The 18,165-nt window shown below is 71.9% G+C and carries 13 protein-coding genes; 7 read left to right on the forward strand and 6 right to left on the reverse strand.

Translation table 11 applies throughout. The features are described 5' to 3' along the window. Positions 1 to 70: 70 nt before the first annotated feature. A complete protein-coding gene (locus JG540_RS05850) occupies positions 71 to 376 on the reverse strand; it encodes a DUF4193 domain-containing protein (protein WP_200274724.1) in 306 nt (101 codons plus the stop codon). A gap of 348 nt (positions 377 to 724) precedes the next feature. On the opposite strand from JG540_RS05850, the gene sepH reads away from it, so the two are divergent. After that, positions 725 to 2,002 (forward strand): septation protein SepH, encoded by a 1,278-nt coding sequence (gene sepH / locus JG540_RS05855; RefSeq protein WP_200274725.1) that lies wholly within the window; start codon positions 725 to 727, stop codon positions 2,000 to 2,002. Positions 2,003 to 2,153: 151 nt separating this feature from the next. Here sepH and JG540_RS05860 read toward each other — a convergent pair whose 3' ends face one another. Together JG540_RS05860 and JG540_RS05865 are read right to left on the reverse strand one after the other, a co-directional pair. Further along, positions 2,154 to 3,509 carry an alkaline phosphatase family protein gene (locus JG540_RS05860; RefSeq protein ID WP_407648294.1) on the reverse strand — a complete coding sequence of 452 codons (1,356 nt, stop codon included), beginning with the start codon at positions 3,507 to 3,509 and terminating at the stop codon, positions 2,154 to 2,156. Between the two features lie 68 nt (positions 3,510 to 3,577). Then, the gene (locus JG540_RS05865; protein WP_234042698.1) at positions 3,578 to 4,237 is read right to left on the reverse strand and encodes a DUF5998 family protein; all 660 of its coding nucleotides are present in this window, start codon (positions 4,235 to 4,237) and stop codon (positions 3,578 to 3,580) included. 417 nt (positions 4,238 to 4,654) lie between these two features. Here JG540_RS05865 and JG540_RS05870 point away from each other — a divergent pair, with 417 nt between their 5' ends. Continuing rightward, complete coding sequence (locus tag JG540_RS05870) at positions 4,655 to 7,213, forward strand: DNA gyrase/topoisomerase IV subunit A (RefSeq protein ID WP_200274726.1); 2,559 nt, start codon at positions 4,655 to 4,657, stop codon at positions 7,211 to 7,213. Positions 7,214 to 7,871: 658 nt separating this feature from the next. On the opposite strand, the gene JG540_RS05875 is transcribed toward JG540_RS05870, so the two are convergent. After that, entirely contained in the window at positions 7,872 to 8,936 is a 1,065-nt protein-coding gene (locus tag JG540_RS05875; RefSeq protein WP_200274727.1) for a GNAT family N-acetyltransferase, read from the reverse strand. Continuing rightward, positions 8,936 to 11,185, reverse strand: coding sequence for a DNA gyrase/topoisomerase IV subunit B (locus tag JG540_RS05880; RefSeq protein ID WP_234042699.1), 2,250 nt, complete (start codon positions 11,183 to 11,185; stop codon positions 8,936 to 8,938). The genes JG540_RS05875 and JG540_RS05880 overlap by 1 nt, the downstream gene beginning before the upstream one ends. A gap of 199 nt (positions 11,186 to 11,384) precedes the next feature. Between JG540_RS05880 and JG540_RS05885 the strand changes: the two genes are divergently transcribed. From JG540_RS05885 to JG540_RS05895, 3 genes are read left to right on the forward strand one after another with little or no spacing between them, the layout of a single operon-like run. Further along, the gene (locus JG540_RS05885; RefSeq protein WP_200274728.1) at positions 11,385 to 11,648 is read left to right on the forward strand and encodes a DUF7455 domain-containing protein; all 264 of its coding nucleotides are present in this window, start codon (positions 11,385 to 11,387) and stop codon (positions 11,646 to 11,648) included. Between the two features lie 9 nt (positions 11,649 to 11,657). Continuing rightward, complete coding sequence (locus JG540_RS05890; RefSeq protein ID WP_200274729.1) at positions 11,658 to 12,242, forward strand: YbjN domain-containing protein; 585 nt, start codon at positions 11,658 to 11,660, stop codon at positions 12,240 to 12,242. After that, the gene (locus JG540_RS05895; protein WP_200274730.1) at positions 12,239 to 12,691 is read left to right on the forward strand and encodes a YbjN domain-containing protein; all 453 of its coding nucleotides are present in this window, start codon (positions 12,239 to 12,241) and stop codon (positions 12,689 to 12,691) included. Before JG540_RS05890 ends, JG540_RS05895 begins: the two co-directional genes overlap by 4 nt. Before the next feature lie 215 nt (positions 12,692 to 12,906). Here the strand turns inward: JG540_RS05895 and JG540_RS10345 are convergent, their stop codons facing one another. Next, a complete protein-coding gene (locus JG540_RS10345) occupies positions 12,907 to 14,577 on the reverse strand; it encodes an RNA polymerase sigma factor (protein ID WP_234042700.1) in 1,671 nt (556 codons plus the stop codon). A gap of 141 nt (positions 14,578 to 14,718) precedes the next feature. Between JG540_RS10345 and JG540_RS05905 the strand changes: the two genes are divergently transcribed. Further along, complete coding sequence (locus tag JG540_RS05905) at positions 14,719 to 15,882, forward strand: polyprenyl synthetase family protein (protein WP_200274731.1); 1,164 nt, start codon at positions 14,719 to 14,721, stop codon at positions 15,880 to 15,882. A gap of 115 nt (positions 15,883 to 15,997) precedes the next feature. Then, positions 15,998 to 18,118, forward strand: a complete 2,121-nt coding sequence (locus tag JG540_RS05910) for a Stk1 family PASTA domain-containing Ser/Thr kinase (protein ID WP_200274732.1) — start codon at positions 15,998 to 16,000, stop codon at positions 18,116 to 18,118. Positions 18,119 to 18,165 lie beyond the last annotated feature (47 nt).

The following is an 18,165-nucleotide window of genomic DNA, read 5'->3' on the forward strand; positions in this document are numbered from 1 at the left end:
GCGCGCTGGAGCCTAGCGCCCTGCGCCGCCCTGGCGCAGTTCCGCCAGCTCAGTACGGCTGCTACGGGGCTCAGCCGGCGCAGTCGGTGCACACCGCCAGGCCGGTGGCGTCGTCGACGTAGGACAGCTGGCTGCGGTGGTGCACCAGGAAGCACTCGGAGCAGGTGAACTCGTCCTCCAGCTGGGGCACCACGTGGACGCTCAGCTCCTCACGGGACAGGTCCGCACCTGGCAGCTCGAAGCCTTCGGCGACCTCGTTCTCGTCCTCCTCGATGGCCGCGGAGGACTGGTCCTTCTGCCGGGCAGTGAGCTCCTCAAGTGAATCGGCCTCGGGCTCGTCGTCGTTCTTGCGCGGGGCGTCGTAGTCGGTCGCCATTGCCTCGTCACTCTCTTGTGGTGGATAGCTCTCGGGCGGCGCAGTGAACCAGGGCACAGCCACACCCGTCCGCTAAGGGCAGCCGGATAATAGCACTTAGCGCATCCCGCGAGAAGAGGAACCTCTGTGCCGCTCCACACCTTGCGGCTGGCGGCTGAACGTGCATGGACCCGCCGCCTGGCCGGGGAGCGCCGAAGCGCCGCGAGACCCGGCACCCCTACCCGCGAACCCTGCTGCGGGCCCCCGCCGTCGGAGCTGCCGGGAGTGGGCCAGGCCGGGGCACACCGGCAGACCTCCCCCAAATCTCCGCCGGTAGGTGGCAGTCTTGCGCTTGAAGGAGGCAATCACATGATCGATCTGGAGCTGCTGGGGGTTAACGGCGACGCCATCGTCATGACTGACCCTGACGGACAGCGGTACAAGCTCGTCATTGACGACGCCCTGCGCGCGGCTGTACGCCGTGACCGTCCCGCCGCCCTCGACTCCCCCACCACCTTGGAGGCCGGCAGGACCCTGACCCCGCGGGAGATCCAGTCGCTGCTGCGCGCCGGGGCCACTGCCGAGGAGGTCGCCTCCACCACCGGGCTGCCGCTGGACCACGTGCACCGTTTCGAGGGGCCGGTGCTGGCTGAGCGCAACTGGGCCGTGGAGCAGGCGCGCGCCTGCCGTATCGGCTGGGAGAAGGACTCACCGGTGCTGGGTGAGCTGGTGGTGGACCGTCTGGCCACCCGTGGCGTGGACCCGGCGCTGCTGGAGTGGGACGCGGTGCGTGACGGGCGCGCCCCCTGGGAGGTGCTGCTGACCTTCGTCCAGGGGGCGGAGGAGAAGCAGGCCCGCTGGGTGCTGGACCTGTCCTCCCACGCGGTGACCGCCCTGGACGACGAGGCGCGCTGGCTCACGGAGGCGGCTTCCAGCTCGCGCCGCCCGCTGGTCTTCGACCAGGACTCGCGTGCGCGCGGCGCCTCCGCCCAGAGCGGGGGCCTGGGGACCGCTGGTGCCACCAGCCGGTCCGCGTCGACGGCGCACTCACCTTCCCCGGCCTCTCCTCCTTCGGCGGTGACGGCGGACGCGGCTGCCGGCCCGGCGCCGTCTGTGCGACGGACGGAGCAGGTGGGCTCACGTCGTCCTCCGCTGCACCCGGACTCCACGGACGCGCTGCTGGCTGACCTGGCGGCGAGCCGGGGCCAGAGGGTGGAGCCGCGTCCGCTGGAGGAGTCTGGGTCCCTGCCGGTAGTGGGCGAGGAGAAGGTGACGGAGGCGACCCCGCAGGAGCCGGACCAGGCCGCCCAGGTGGTGTCGATCGCGGAGCGGCGCCGCTCGCACAGCGTGCCGACCAGTGGCAGGCACCCGGCGGGCTCGCGCCTGCCGCAGGTTGATGACGACGACGCCACGGTGGCTTCTCCGCTGGCGGCGGCGGCCCGCCACGAGTCCCCCACCAAGGAGACTGAGCAGGTGCTGACGCAGGAGGAGCTGCCGGACATGCCGGTGGCGACGCCGCCGAAGGCCGTGAAGGCAGCATCTTCCCCGACCACCGGCAGCGTCCCGGCGGTGGGCCGGTCCAAGCGGCGTAACCGCCGGTCGGTGCCCTCCTGGGACGAGATCGTCTTCGGGGCCAAGCCGGAGTAGGCCTGAGTTAGAGGCCGAGTAGGCCCAGGGTTAGAGCCCGGACAGGCCCAAGCAGGGGCCCGCTCAGGCCACTAGCCGGTCTGCCGGTCCGCTGGTGGGTCTGGTTGGCCTAGCTGACCTAACCGTTCATGCCTGTTGGGTGGGGAGCCTGTTAGGTGATGGTGCGTAGCAGCGGGATCTCGGTCTCGTCCGTGGTGAAGGAGCCGTGCACGCCGGGCAGGGCGGCCGCCTCTGGGCTGTGGACGCGGCTGTCCACCGCCACCCAGTTGTCTGCCAGGGCCACGACCACGTCCCCCACCACGTCCTGGGCGCGGGCGCCGAGCGGCCCTAGGTGCGCGGCGGCCTGCGCCTGGGTGCCGACCCACAGGGCGCGCTCCCCCAGCTCCGCCTGCCAGCGTGCCGCCACGGCTGCGGCGGCGTCCTGGTCGCCGTCGGGCACGTACAGGTGCAGGCAGCGGGGCTCTCCCGCGACGGCGGTGACGTCCTGGGCGAGTGCGGGGTTGTAGGCGACGTCGAGGCGGTGGTTGGGGCTGGTGTCGATCATGCCGTGGTCGGCGGTGAGTAGCACCCGGGTGCCGCGGGGTACACGGCGCAGCAGCTCGGCGAGCATCCGGTCCAGGCTCTCCAGCTGGGAGAGCCACTCCTGGCTGGTCCAGCCGTAGCGGTGCCCGGTGTGGTCGAGCTCGCCGACGTAGAGGTAGACCAGGGGGGTGCCTTCGCGCAGGGCGCGGGCGGCGGCGGCGGCCCGGTCCTCCAGGCGGTCGGTGCCGCGGTGGCGGGCCCCGCGCAGGGCGGCCTCGGTCAGGCCGGAGCCGGCGAAGCGGGCGGGGCTGACGGCTACAGCCAGGGGCGCGGTGGCCTGGTCCTGACGGCTCCTTGCGGTGGTGCGGACGGGGTCGCGCTGCAGGCGCTCGAAGATAGTGGGCACGTCCTGCCAGGAGCGCGCGTCCAGGGAGGTGTGCTCCCAGGAGATGAGGTTGAGCACCTGCTCCCGGTGCGGGGTGGTGCTGGCTTTGAGGGAGGCGCGCAGCCCGGGGTGGAGGACGCTGTACCCGGCCATGCCGGTGGTGCCGGGTAGCGCCCCGGTGCCCAGGGTGGTCAGGGCGGCGGCGGTGGTGGTGGGGTGGCAGGCGTGGGCGGTGGGCCCGGGCTGGCCGTGGCGGGGGGCGGCCTCGGCCTCGGCGAGCAAACGGCGCAGGGTGGGGGCGTGCCCGCGCCTCTCGCGCAGCTGGGCGAGCCCCAGGCCGTCCACGAGCACGGTGACGGCCCCGGGGGTGGTGCCGTCCTCGGGCAGCAGGCCGAGGGCCTGGGCCAGGCTGGTGGCCTCCTCCTGGCGCAGGGGGGTGGCGCCGGTGAGCGGGTCCGGGCTGGGGTCGGCCAGGTGCAGGCCCGCGGCGACGGCGCTGGCCCCAAGCAGCTCACGCAGGTGCGGCACCGGCTGCGCCCGGTACGCAGGCCCTGCCGGGTTCATGGGTTCGGCTGGGCAGGCGTCCTGTGCTGGGCTCATGGCTTCGGCTGCGCTCGTGCTCTCTGTTGTGCTCATGCCCTCCTCTGGGCTGACGGCCTGTGCCGGGCTCACAGGCGGGCCCCGGCGGCCTGGGCGGTAGCGCGGGCGAGGCTGCGGGCGAAGGCCTCTGCCTTGGTCAGGGCGTCCACGCCCTCGACCCCGGCGGCCACCCGGATGACTATGTCGTCCGGCACGGACACGCCCGACAGGCCGTGGTCCGCCTGGCACTGGGGGTCGGCGCAGCCGGTGGGCTCCAGGTCAAGGCGCCGTACGGCCCCCCAGGCCGCGGCGATGGTCATCTCCGTGAGCTGGCCGCCGTCCTTGTCCGGCTGGACCACGCCCCGGCTCAGCGACACGGAGCCTATGCGGGAGACGGGCACGGCCTCGCTGGTGGCCACCGCCCCCAGCCTGCCGTCGTCCCGGGGGACGTCGTCTACGTGCACCACCACCAGGCGGGTGCTGGTGAGCGCCAGGGCCGTCAGGTGCCGGTGGACGGCGTCGGCCACGGTGGTCTCCGACTGCACCAGGCTGGCCTGCAGGGGCTCCCCGGCCAGGACCAGCTCCAGGGTCTCCAGGACCAGCTCCGGGTAGAAGGCGGCGTGACGCACCTCCTGGGCCAGCGCCTCCCAGGCCAGTGCGGCGCTGTGGGCCTCCTGTGCCTGGACGGCCCCGCCGTCATGTGCGGCCCTGCCCTGCTGACCACCGGATCCTCGTGCTGCTTTGACCATGCCGCCATTGTGCCACCCACCTCTGACAGAAACCGCTGCCGTCTACCAATGCCCCGCCGTCGCACGCCAAGCAGCCCCCGACCCGACAGCACCCACCAGCACGGCACCACCGTCCCTGCCCCGCCGTCGGCAGCTAAAGCCGTCCACCCGCAGCCCACCGGCGCCGTCCGACCACCGCGCGCCCCACGCCCAGGCCCCGCCGTCGGCTACCTGCGCGGCCCAGTAACCGCGCATCCCGCCGTCGGCAGTCAACAGCACCTAGCCTCAGCCCAGGACGCGCCCCTACGTCGGCAGCTAACGCCGTCCACCCGCAGCCCACCGGCGCCGTCCGACCACCGCGCGCCCCACGCCCAGGCCCCGCCAGCCAGCCAGGGTGTCGCTGCGCCGGAAGCCGCCGTCAACAGCGACAATGCCCCCATGTCGCCAAAGTCCACGACCGCCGCCCCGCCACCCGTAGACGGTGAGATCGTCGAGCAGGACCTGTCCACCGAGATGCGCAGCTCCTACCTGGAGTACGCCTACTCGGTCATCTACGCCCGCGCCCTGCCCGACGCCCGCGACGGCCTCAAGCCCGTCCAGCGGCGCATCCTGTTCCAGATGGACCGCATGGGGCTGCGGCCGGACAAGCCCCACGTGAAGTCCTCCCGCGTCGTCGGTGACGTCATGGGCCGCCTGCACCCCCACAGCGACGTCGCCATCTACGAGGCCCTGGTGCGCCTGGCCCAGCCCTTCACCCTGCGTCTGCCGCTGGTCGACGGGCACGGCAACTTCGGCTCCCTGGACGACGGTCCCGCCGCCTCCCGCTACACCGAGGCCCGCCTGGCCGCCCCCGCCCTGGCCCTGACCGCCGACATCGACGAGGACACCGTCGACTTCTCCCCCAACTATGACTACACCCTCACCGAGCCCGACGTCCTGCCCGCCGCCTTCCCCAACCTGCTGGTCAACGGCACCTACGGCATCGCCGTCGGCATGGCCTCCAACATGCCGCCCCACAACCTGGGGGAGGTAGTGGCCGCCGCCCGGCACCTGGTCTCCCACCCCCAGGCCACCCTGGAGGACCTGATGGCCTTCGTGCCCGGCCCCGACCTGCCCACCGGCGGCATGATCGTGGGGCTCGACGGCGTGCGCGAGGCCTACCGCACCGGCCGCGGCGTCTTCCGCACCCGCGCCACCGCCCGCATCGAGAACCTCACCGCCCGCAAGAAGGGCATCGTGGTCACCGAGCTGCCCTACCTGGTGGGGCCCGAGAAGGTCATCGCCAAGATCAAGGAGGCCGTCTCCGCCAAGAAGCTCCAGGGCGTCACCGACGTCGCCGACCTCACCGACCGCAAGAACGGCACCCGCCTGGTGATCGGCGTCAAGAACGGCTACAACCCCGAGGCCGTGCTCGCCCAGCTCTACAAGCACACGCCCCTGGAGGACTCCTTCGGCATCAACAACGTGTGCCTGGTGGACGGGCGGCCCTCCACCCTGGGCCTGCGCGAGCTGCTGGACGTGTTCGTGCGCCACCGCCTGGTGGTCGTGGAGCGGCGCACCCGCTTCCGCCTGGCCCGGCGCCAGGAGCGCCAGCACCTGGTGGACGGGCTGCTCGTGGCGATCCTCAACATCGACGAGGTGATCGAGCTGATCCGCTCCTCGGAGGACGCCGCCACCGCCCGCGCCAGGCTCATGCAGGTCTTCGACCTCACCGACCCGCAGGCCACCTACATCCTGGAGCTCCAGCTGCGCCGCCTGACCAAGTTCTCCGTGCTGGAGCTGGAGAAGGAGCGGGAGGAGCTGGCCCAGGAGATCGCCGAGCTGGAGGCGATCCTAGCCGACGACTCGCTCCTGCGCCGCGTGGTCTCCGAGGAGCTGGCGCAGGTGGCGGAGCGCTTTGGCACGCCGCGGCGCACCGTGCTGCTGGAGGCTCCCGGCGTGGGGGCTGTGGCTGCCGGTGGAGGGGCGGCGTCCGCGCGGGGCGGGGTGGCTGGTGCGGCTGGTGTGGCCGGTGCAGGCGGCGCGCTGGCGGCGCAGCAGGCAGCCATGACGGCGCTGGTGGGGGCCAAGGACGTGCCCCTGACCATCCCCGACGACCCCTGCCGGGTACTGCTGTCCGCCACCGGGCTGCTGGTGCGCACCAGCGGCTCCCAGCCGGTGCCCCGCTCCGGCCCCCGCCAGGCCCACGACGCCCTGACCAGCCAGGTTCCCGGCACGGCGCGGGGGCAGGTCGGGGTGGTGACCGACGCCGGGCGGCTCGTGCGCCTGGACGTGGTGCAGGTCCCGGAGGTGCCGCGCCTGGAGGGGGCGCCGTCCCTGGCCGGAGGCACCCCGGCGGGTCTGCTGGTGGACCTCCTCCCCGACGAGCGGGTCGTGGGGCTGGCGCCTGTGGGTCCCGGAGCGGAGGCACCCATCACCTTGGCGACGGCGCAGGGCGTGGTCAAGCGGGTCAAGCCCGGCGACGAGCCTGCCCGCGGCGACTCCTGGGAGGTGATCTCCCTGGCCGAGGGTGACCGGGTGGTCTTCGCGGGCGCTGCGGCGGACACCGACCTGCTGGTGCTGGTCACCAGCGACGCCCAGCTGCTGCGTTTCGAGGCCGCCAAGGTGCGCCCGCAGAGGCGTGGGGCCGGGGGCATGGCGGGCATCTCGCTGCGCCCGGGCGCCCGGGTGATCGCGGCGGCCAGCGTGCCCGCCGAGCTGCTGGCTGAGGCGGTGGTCGTGACGGTGGCCGCCTCCCAGGGGGCGCTGCCGGGCATGGGCTCCGGCTCCGTGAAGGTCAGCCCCCTGGACCGCTACCCGGCCAAGGGACGGGCCACCGGCGGCGTACGGGCGCAGCGTTTCCTGCGGGGTGAGGACGAGCTGGTGCTGGCCTGGGCGGGTGTGGGCCCGGCGCGAGCCGTCGGTGCCGGGGGGCAGGCGGTCACGCTGCCCGAGGTGGATGAGCGCCGGGACGCCTCCGGCTCCCCCCTGAGCGCCCCCATCGCCGCCCTCGGCTAACAACCCCCTCCCTCACCGCGAGACCGGGACATATGGCTCACGAGACCGGTAAGGGTAACCTTAGTTAGAGGCTGGTGGGGATTGTGCTGCCGCTGCAACGCCGTTGAGCTGCTTGCGTATAGGTCAGCCTGGTGCTGACACCGGGGGCCGACGCCTCGATGTCCGCACACGGAAGGCCATTGGTGGTGTGAGTCAAGTCCGCTGGGACCGTTAGTGAAGGCCGCCGGTGCCGGGGGTGACTGCATATTCCGCCCAGGCTCCGGGGTTGCACATACTAGATAGTGGAGGTTGTTGGGATCTCAACGTTTCTGGTGTACGTGTAACGTGGAGCACCGCGCGAGGTGTGCAGCAACGTCGTCGTTGCACACCTAGTGGGGGTACGGGAAACCGCCAGGTAGAAGCTCGCCGCAGAACTTTCCCCGTGATTGCACGGGAAAACCCCGGTTTACTGTTAGCCACGCCCCTCGTAACGTGTGCAAGCCAGCCCCTGCCTACCCAAAATGGGCGCCAAGGCTCCGCCCAGCCCCGCCGTCGAGACCGTCCGCAACCGGAAACCTACCTGAGTTATCCACAACTAAGGCCACCCTTACCGGTCTCGTGAGCCATATGTCCCGGTCTCGCGGTACCGATGTCCCGGTCTCGCGGGAATTCACAGGGGCTAGACGTCCATGCCGTAGAGGATGGTGCCGCGCATCGGCTGGTAGCCGAGGGCCTCGTACAGGTCAGCCGCGCCCGTGGGGTTGTCAGAGTCCACCCCGGCGGCCGCGTAGTCCATGCCGTCCGCCGCGTAGGCGCGCATGGCCGCCGCCAGCAGCGCCCGGCCTACGTCCCGGCCCCGGTAGTCCGCCAGGACCCCCAGCATGTCGGTGTAACCCTCCCGCCAGCCCAGCGCCTCCCAGTCCTGCTCGAAACGCGCCGAGCGCAGGTACCCGGCCACGCGCGCCCGGTCACCGGACCGGTCCATCACCACGAAGCACCAGGCGGGCTCCACGTGGGTACGCCCCGCCGCCCACTCCTCGGGGCTGAGCCGCAGCGCCCGGCCAGCCTCCCCCAGGGACTCCAGGGTGGCCGCGTTGTGGGCGCGCAGCACGGCGTCGTCGATCTCCGGCGTCCACGGCTCTACAGACAGGAATGCCCCCAGCTCCACCTGCGGCACCTCCAGGGACAGGGGACGCCGCAGCTCCTGGTACCAGCGCAGCGGGCGCAGCCCCATGGCCTCCAGGTGGCTCTTCATGCGCTCGTCGTCGGCCAGCACGGTGGTGACGACGTGCCCCGGCCCGGGCTCCCCCGCTCCCCCGGCCCGGGCGGCCCGCTCCAGGCCGATCAGGTGGCGGGCCCGCTCCGCCTGCCAGCGCAGCAGCGCCCGCCCGATCCCCCGGTCCCGCCAGGACGGGTCCACCACACCGGTCATGGAGGCGTACACCTCCTCCCCAGGGCGCAGCCGTACCAGACCGAAGCCACGCATGACGCCCTGCGCGTCCCACCCGGCGACGCCCGCGTAGCTGGGGTCCATGAAGTACTCGGCGGTCTCCGCCTCGCTGGTGCGGTACGGGGGGTTGTCCACCGCCTCGGCCCGGGCGATCAGCGCCGCCAGCTCGGGGTTGTCCTGCGCGGACAGGGGCTGCCAACGCAGGATGCTGGGCATGGTGGAGCGCGGGGTGGAGCGCAGCAGGGACCACAGCCCGGTCCCCGCGTGGTGCTCAGTGCCGTAGACCGGGGCCATCAGGCGTCGATCCGTTCGCGGTCCACCTGCTCCGCACCCTGCACGATGAAGGCCCGGCGGGGCTCCACGGCGGAGCCCATCAGCAGCTCGAAGACGTTCTCGGCCTCGGCGAGCCGGGCCTCGTCGGCCAGGGTGATCCGCCGCAGGGTGCGGTGCTCCGGCTCCATGGTGGTCTCGGCCAGCTGGTGGGCGTCCATCTCGCCCAGGCCCTTGTAGCGTTGCGGCTCCTTGAAGCTGCGGCCCTGCTTCTCCATGCGACGCAGGGTGCGCACCAGCTCGGCGTCGGAGTAGGTGTAGATGATCTCCTTCTTGCGCCGCCCCTGGGCGCTGACCTCCACCCGGTGCAGGGGGGGCACGGCGGCGTAGACGCGCCCGGCCTCGATCATAGGCCGCATGTAGCGGAAGAAGAGCGTCAGCAGCAGGGTGCGGATGTGGGCGCCGTCCACGTCGGCGTCGGTCATGAGGATGACCTTGCCGTAGCGGGCCTGGGACAGGTCGAAGGTACGCCCGCTGCCCGCCCCCACCACCTGGATGATGGCCGAGCACTCGGCGTTGTGGAGCATATCGGCCTGGGAGGCCTTCTGCACGTTGAGGATCTTGCCGCGGATGGGCAGCAGCGCCTGGAACTCAGAGTTGCGGGCGTTCTTGGCGGTGCCCAGGGCGGAGTCGCCCTCCACGATGAACAGCTCGGAGGCGGCGACGTCGTCGCTGCGGCAGTCGGCGAGCTTGGCGGGCAGGGTGGAGGTCTCCAGGGCGGTCTTGCGGCGGGTGATCTCCTTGTGCATGCGCGCGGAGACGCGGGCGCGCATCTCGCCGACGATCTTCTCCTGCAGGGCCCGCGACTGGCTCTTGAGGTCGCGCTTGGAGGAGGTGAGCAGGGCGGTGAGCTCGCGCTCCACGACCTTGGCCACGATGTTGCGTACCGGGGCGGTGCCCAGCACCTCCTTGGTCTGCCCCTCGAACTGGGGCTCGGGCACGCGCACGGTGACGACGGCGGTCAGTCCCGCCAGGATGTCGTCCTTCTCGATCCTGCTGTCGCGGGCAGTGACCTTCAGGGCGCGGGCGTTGGCGTCGATCTGCTTGCGCAGCACCTTGGTCAGGGCCTGCTCGAAGCCGGTCAGGTGGGTGCCGCCCATGGGGGTGGCGATGATGTTGACGAAGGAGCGTTCGGTGGTGTCGTAGCCGATCCCCCAGCGCAGGGCGATGTCCACGCCGCAGGTGCGCTCCACCTCCACGGGCCGCAGGTGCCCGCTGCGCCGGTCGAGCTGCTGGACGGTCTCGGTGAAGGTGCCTTCGCCGGTGAGGCGGAAGGTGTCGGTCACGGAGGCGTCGGTGGCCAGGAAGTCCACGAAGTCGGCGGTGCCGCCCTTGGCCTGGAACACCTCGACGCCGTCCTCGGCCCCGGTGTCGAACAGGTCCCCGGGGGCCTCGGTGGCGTTCCTGGCGGCAGCCAGCCCGGTGGTCTCTGCCGTCCCGCTGCTCCCGACGCCGGAGCCGGCGGCGGCCACCGCCTCGGGGCTGCGCTCGTCACGCAGGGTGAGGGTCAGGCCGGGCACCAGGAAGGAGGTCTGGCGCAGGCGGGCGCGCAGGGCGTCGGCGTCGTAGCGGTCGGGCTGGGGGAAGATCTGGGGGTCGGCCCAGTAGCGCACGCGGGTGCCGGTCACGCCACGGCGCACCTTGCCGGTGACACGCAGCTCGGTGGCCTGGGTGAACTCCTCGAAGGGGGCGGCCAGGGTGGGCCCGGTGGAGGGGTCGGTGAACACGCCGGGCACGCCGCGCCGGAAGCTCATGGCGTGGGTGCGGCCGCCGCGGTCCACCTCCACGTCCATGCGGGCGGCCAGGGCGTTGACCACGGAGGCCCCCACCCCGTGCAGACCGCCTGCCGCGCCGTAGGAACCGCCGCCGAACTTCCCGCCCGCGTGCAGCTTGGTGTACACCAGCTCGACGCCGGTCAGGCCGCTGGAGGGCTCCACGTCCACGGGCACGCCGCGCCCGTCGTCACGCACCTCGATGGAGCCGTCGGCGTGGACGGTGACGTCGATGCGGGTGGCGTGGCCCTCCAGGGCCTCGTCCACCGCGTTGTCCACGATCTCCCACACGCAGTGCATGAGGCCGCGCTGGTCGGTGGAGCCGATGTACATACCGGGGCGCTTGCGCACGGCCTCCAGGCCCTCGAGCACGGACAGGTGCCGGGCGGAGTAGTCGCTGGGGCTGGCCACCGGTGGGGCGCTGGAGCTGGATACGGACACACGCGAAACCTAGCGGATCGGCTCGCACAGGCTGTCTTCCCGCGCCGTCACCGGGCGACTTTCCCCGCCGTCACCGCGGGTGGCGGCGGGCGGTCCTGTGTCGGACCGCCTCGTTCGCCTCTGGCGCATACGCTGCGCCAGGGGCGGAATGCCGGTAAACCTGGCGGAATTGGCGCAGCCGCCGTGGTGTTATCCAGGCATGAACGCGACCAGCCCCGCCGTCACCGAGTCGGTGACCCCCGCGTCCGTGTCGGACTCCCCCGCTCCCGCCTCCCACACTGACCGCCCCCTGACCACTGCCGACCGCTGTGACGCCTGCGGCGCGCAGGCCTACGTGCGCGTGGTGCTGAGCTCGGGCGAGCTGCTGTTCTGCGCCCACCACGGCCGTAAGAACGCCGCCGCCTTGGAGCAGGTGGCCCTGTTCGTCCAGGACGAGTCGGCCCGCCTGCGCGAGGGCGAGTGAGCCGCCCCGGTGGACGCACAGCCTGAGCCGCTGGAGGGCGGTACGCCGCTCGCTGGCACCACGCCACTAGCCGCCACCGAGCCCGGAGCTGCCTCCGCACCAGAAACCGCCGCACCGCTAGCCGCCGCCGAGCCTGGGGCCATCGCCGCACCGGGAGCCGCCGCCGAGCCGGTCCTGCCCCTGAGCCGGGAACGGCTGCTGGCGGCCTGCACCGAGGAGGGCTGGCGGCACCGTATCGGCCCGGAGGGTGAGCTGCGCACCACCTGGAACCTGGACGAGTTCGCCTTCTACCTGCGCGGGCCCGCCCAGGAGGTGCTGCTGGTGCGCGGCACCTGGCACCTGGGGCTGGGCCTGGGGCACCTGGAGACCCTGCGCGGCTTCATCGAGGCCCAGCACCGGCTGCGCCCCTGGCCTCAGGCCCACTACGAGTTGGACGACGACGGCGCCCTGCGGGTGGTCACCGTCCAGGCCCTGGACGCCACGGTGGGGGTCACGGACTCCCAGCTGCGTCAGCACGTGCTGGACTCAGTCAGTGCCGCCGCCTCGTTCTTCGGGGCGCTGGCCACTGAGCTGGGGGTGGAGGAGGAGCCGTGAGCGAGGAGACGGCGGCCGCAGCGTCGCAGGCGCTGACGCCCCTGACGGCGGCGCGTCTGGCTGCGCTGCTGACGGCGCAGGGCTGGCACTTTGTGACAGGCCCGGACGGGGCGCTGCTGGCGCGCTGGGGCGCGGAGGTGTTCCGCTTCACGGTCACAGGCTCCAACGGCGCGATCCTGAACGTGCTGGGGCTGATGGAGGAGCCGGTCGCCGCGCCCCAGCTGCCGAGGCTGCGGGAGGTGCTGGAGGACTGGCACCGGGAGCACCCGTGGCCTACCTGCTTCTTCGTGCCCGCGCCCGACGGCGCCGCCCACGTGGGGGCGGCGGTGGCCCTGAACTGCGGCCCGGGGGTGAGTGACGCCCAGCTGCTGCGGCAGGTGGAGGTGTCCTTGTCCTCCTCCTTCGACGCCTTTGAGAACGTGCGCCTGTCCCTGCGCCAGGCCCTCTGAGGCCGCCGCCTGCCGCCTGCATCCGCGCCGCAGGGGCCTGCCCCCACCGACGACGGCACCGTGAGCCGGGTGCCCACGTAGTCCCCGCCGCGGGGGCTCGCCGGTTACAAGCAGCCAACAGCCTTCCGTGGGCACGCAGCCCCGGTAACGACGTCGGCGCCCCGGCCTGCCTGCTGCTGGGCGGGCGCGGGGCACCGGCGTCGTCTGGCTGCGGCTCAGTCCAGGTAGTCGCGCAGCACCTGGCTGCGGGAGGGGTGGCGGAGCTTGCTCATGGTCTTGGACTCGATCTGGCGGATGCGCTCACGGGTGACACCGTAGACCTTGCCGATCTCGTCCAGGGTCTTGGGCTGGCCGTCGGTCAGCCCGAAGCGCATGGAGACCACGCCCGCCTCCCGCTCGGAGAGGGTGTCCAGCACCGCGTGCAGCTGCTCCTGCAGCAGGGTGAAGCTGACGGCGTCGGCGGGCACCACGGCCTCGGAGTCCTCAATGAGGTCACCGAACTCGCTGTCGCCGTCCTCCCCCAGGGGGGTGTGCAGGGAGATCGGCTCACGCCCGTACTTCTGGACCTCGATGACCTTCTCCGGGGTCATGTCCAGCTCCACGGCCAGCTCCTCCGGGGTGGGTTCGCGGCCCAGGTCCTGGAGCATCTGGCGCTGCACGCGCGCCAGCTTGTTGATGACCTCGACCATGTGCACGGGGATACGGATGGTGCGGGCCTGGTCGGCCATGGCCCGGGTGATGGCCTGGCGGATCCACCAGGTGGCGTAGGTGGAGAACTTGAAGCCCTTGGTGTAGTCGAACTTCTCCACCGCGCGGATCAGGCCCAGGTTGCCTTCCTGGATCAGGTCGAGGAACAGCATGCCGCGGCCCGTGTAGCGCTTGGCCAGGGAGACGACCAGGCGCAGGTTGGCCTCCAGCAGGTGGTTCTTGGCGCGCTGGCCGTCCTGGGCCACCCAGTGCAGCTCGCGGCGGTAGCGGGCCTCCATCTCGTTTCCCTCGGTGCCGAGCAGGTGCTCGGCGTACATGCCTGCCTCGATGCGCTTGGCCAGCTCCACCTCCTCGGCGGCGTTGAGCAGGGCGACCTTGCCGATCTGCTTGAGGTAGTCCTTGACCGGGTCGGCGGTGGCCCCGGCGGTGACGACCTTCTGTGCGGGCTCGTCGGCCTCGTCGGAGTCGGAGACGGTGAAGCCGCCCTCCTTGTCCTTGTCTGAGTCCTTACGGCGCTTGCCGCCCTTGCGGGCGGCGGCCTTCTCCGCCTCCTCCCGCCGGATCCGCTCCAGGTCACCGGTTAGGGCGGCGATGGAGGGAGCCATCTTGATGCCCTTGATGACCCAGCCGCGGAACACGAAGCCGTTCTGGGTCAGGAAGTCGCGGGCGACCATGGGTGCGGAGTCCCCCAGCACGAAGCGTGGCACCGGGCCGTGCCCGTAGGGGGCCAGCACGATCGGCTCCTCCAGGGTGCCGTTGCCGTTCAGCTCCAGGTTCTCCACCACCGTGCGGGAACGCACGAAGAGCGTGGAGCCGGGCGCCAGCTTGACGCCCTTGAGCGAGGCCGGGTTGTTGAAGGGGCTGCGTTTGCTGCCGTCCCCCGGCTCGGGCAGGGTGACGTCCAGGTAGTAGTCGCGCTTCTCCAGCGGAGCCTCCGGCTCAGCCTGCTCCTCCTCCTCGTCGTCCTCGTCCTCGTCGTGCTCATCGGCGTCGTCGAGGTCCTCGTCCTCCTCAGAGTCCTCCAGGTCGTCGAGGTCGTCATCCAGGTCGTCCTCGTCGAGGTCGTCGTCGAGGTCCTCGTCCAGGTCGATGTCGTCTTCGTCCGCCCGGTCCTCCACGGGGATGTCATCCACGGGGGCGGTCTTGCTACGCTTGCGCTGAGCGGTCGAAGAAGCCACGGAGTTCCTTTCGGGGGAATGCGGTCGGGGGCCGCCTATAGCGACACCGTGTGGGAAACCGTCGAATCATACAGTTTATTCCCGGGCTTCTTTTACCTCAGGCCGCCGCAGCCTGTGCCAGCTTCCTACTAGTGTGGGCACATGGCTGAGCTCCCTCCCCGCCTCGCGTCGATAGTTCCCCTGGTAGACGCCCGCGTCCGCGAAGCAGTCGAGTACCGCAGCCGGCGGTGGAGGCACCTGGCCCCGGCGGCCCAGGAGCTCATGGAGACGGCCGCCGACCTCACTGCCGGGGGCAAGCGCCTGCGGGCGGTCCTGGCCGCGGTCGGCTACACGGCCCTGACCCACCGCTCCGCCAGCGAGTGCCGTCGTGCCAGCTTCCTGACCTCCCCGCCAGTGGTCAGCCTGGGGGCGGCGCTGGAGCTCTACCAGGCCAGCGCCCTCGTGCACGACGACGTGATCGACGACTCCCCCACCCGTAGGGGCCAGCCGGCGGCGCACGTCCGCCTGTCCGACAGGCACCAGGAGCAGGGCTGGCTGGGCTGTGCCCGCACCTTCGGACGCTCGGGGGCGGTCCTGCTGGGCGACCTGCTGCTGTCGGCCGCCAACGAGGTGATGGACGAGGCCGCACAGGCCGTCGCCGACACCACCCCCAGCTGCGCCCATGAGGCCCGCACCGCCTTCCACCAGATGACCGCAGAGGTCGCCGTAGGCCAGTACCTGGACCTGCGCGCTGAGGTGCAGCCCCTGCCTGACGACGAGCAGGACCCCGCCAGCACCGGATTGCGCATGGAGCGCCGGGCCCTGACGGTCGTGATCCACAAGTCCGCCCGCTACTCGGTGATGCACCCGCTGGTGATCGGCGCGCTGCTGGCCGGGGCGATCTCTTCATCGCCCGCCCTGGGTGCCCTGTCACGCTTCGGGGAGGAGCTGGGGGTGGCCTTCCAGCTGCGCGATGACGAGCTAGGGGTCTTCGGGGACCCGGCGGTCACCGGCAAGCCGGTAGGTGGTGACCTGCTGGAAGGCAAGCGCACCGTCCTGCTGGCCCAGGCCTGGCGCCGCACCGACGCGGCGGGGCGCGCGCTGCTGGGCCAGGTGGTCGGCAACCCGCAGGCCACCCCGGAGCAGGTGACGGCAGCCACCCGGCTGATTGAGGACTGTGGGGCCCGGGCGGAGCACGAGGAGCGCATCGCGGACATGGTGGCCGCAGCCCTGACCACCTTGGAGAACATGCGCGCGGCCCTGCACCCGGCGGCGGCGGAGGACCTGCGCACCCTCGCCCGGCTCCTGACGGACCGGCGCGTTTAGGGGCGGCGGTAGCCCGGTCAGTCACGGCAGCCCCACCTGCTGACGGACCGCGCGTGCAGGGGCAGGAGTCCCCGCCTGACCAGGACCGGACCTGAGTCCTACTAAGATTGCGCCCGTGACCCAAGACCCCCTGATCGGACGTGTAGTCGACTCCCGCTACGAGGTTGTCGACCGGGTGGCGCGCGGCGGCATGGCCACGGTCTACCGCGCCAATGACCGCCGTCTGGACCGGGTGGTGGCGCTGAAGGTCATGCACCCCCACCTGGCTGAGTCCAGTGACTTCGTGTCCCGTTTCCGCCGGGAGGCCCGGGCGGCGGCCCGCCTGTCCAACCCTGGGGTGGTGGCGGTGTACGACCAGGGCAGCCTGGACGGCGTCGCCTACCTGGTCATGGAGTACGTGGAGGGGCCCACCCTGCGCAACCTGGTGGAGGCGGGACCCTTGTCGGTGCAGGAGGCGCTGAGCCTGACCGTGCAGGTGCTGCGCCCGCTGGGGGCCGCCCACCGGGCCGGGCTGGTGCACCGGGACATCAAGCCGGAGAACGTGCTGCTGCCTGCGGACGGCACGGTGGCCAAGGTCGCTGACTTCGGCCTGGCCCGTGCCGTCACGGAGACCACCCAGACGACCACCGGCAACGTGCTGGGGACCGTCGCCTACCTGGCCCCGGAGCTGATTACCGCCGGTGACTCCAGCCCCCGGGCGGACGTGTTCTCCGTAGGGGTGATGCTCTACGAGATGCTCACCGGAGAGCAGCCTTTCCGTGGGGAGACCCCGATCCACATCGCCTTCCGCAACGTACACGAGGACGTGCCTGCGCCCTCCGCCCTGGTGCCGGGACTGTGCCCGCAGGTGGATGCACTGGTGGCGGCCCTGACCTCCCGTGAGCAGCCGGAGCGTCCACAGGACGCTGACAGCGCGGCCGCCCTGCTGCGCAGGGCGCAGGAGTCCCTGGAGCCCGCTCAGCTCGCAGTGCGCCGCACGGGCGGCCAAGTTCCCCCCGAAGGCTACGGGGCGGACCTGGTGGGGCGGGCCCGGGCGGCCCTGGAGCTGAACAGCCCTGCCCCCTCCGCTCAGGCAGCCTCAACACCTCCTGAGCGTGGCTCTGAGCCAGTGGCACCGATAGCGGAGGATGTCTCCCCGGTGGGGCAGCGCACCGTGTCGCTGCCGGTCGGTTCTATCGGCCCGGCGGGCACCACCCGCCTGGATACCAGCCTGGCCCGGCACAACACCACTGTGCTGCGCACCAAGGACCCGGCTGCTGGCACCGGGGCCGTCACAGCCACCGCGACGGCGACGCAAGCGGCTGCTGGCGCGGCACCGCACCGGGCGGGCAGCCCCAGCCGACGCACCGTGCTGGTGGCGGCGGTGCTGGGGGTGGTGGGCGGCACCGGGGCCGGAGCCACCTGGTACCTGACTCTCGGGCCGGGGCGGCGGGTGTCCGTGCCTGACGTGACCGGTCTGGCGGTGGCGGAGGCGGAGGCCCGTGTCAAGGACTCTGAGCTGAGGTGGGCGCGCGCTGAGGACGTCTTCTCAGACACCGTGGCAGCCGGGGTGGTGGTCTCCACCACCCCCTCCCCCGGCCAGCGCGTATCCCCGGGGAGCGAGCTTACGGTGGTGGTCTCCCGGGGGATCGAGCAGGTGGTGGTCCCTGAGCTTCCGGGGCACTCCAAGGACGAGGCCGCCAAGCTCCTGGACGACGCCAGGCTGCGGCTGGGGGCGGTTACCGAGGAGTACTCCGCCCAGGTCGAGGCCGGGAGGATCGTCTCCTGCACGCCTAGGTCTGGCTCCTCGGTGAACCACTCCTCGGCTGTGGCCGTGGTCGTGTCCAAGGGGCCGAGGCCCGCTACCGTGCCGGACGTGGTCGGCAAGACCAGGGCGGAGGCGGAGGCTGCCCTCAAGGAGGCGGGCCTGGTGCTGGGCCAGGTGGTGGAGGTCAGCTCTGACACCGTGGAGTCCGGCACGGTGGTGTCCTCCACCCCGGCGGCGGCCACGGAGGTGCTCGAGGGCGACCCGGTGGACCTGAGTGTCTCCAAGGGCCAGCAGCTGGTGACGGTGCCGGACGTCACCTATCTGGACCAGAAGACGGCCAAGGAGACCTTGGAGCAGGCGGGCCTGGTGGTGCAGGTCCGCAAGGTGCACCGCCCCTTCTTCGTCTTCCGGGACGTGGAGGGCACGGACCCGGCGGCGGGCTCCAGCGTCAAGCAGGGCTCGACCGTGACGCTCAAGGTCTACAGCTAGGCCGTGACTGAGGTCTACGGCTAGGCCGTGACGCTCAAGGTCCGGGA

The organism is Actinomyces weissii, from assembly GCF_016598775.1.
In the GTDB taxonomy this organism is placed as follows: Bacteria; Actinomycetota; Actinomycetes; order Actinomycetales; family Actinomycetaceae; genus Actinomyces; species Actinomyces weissii.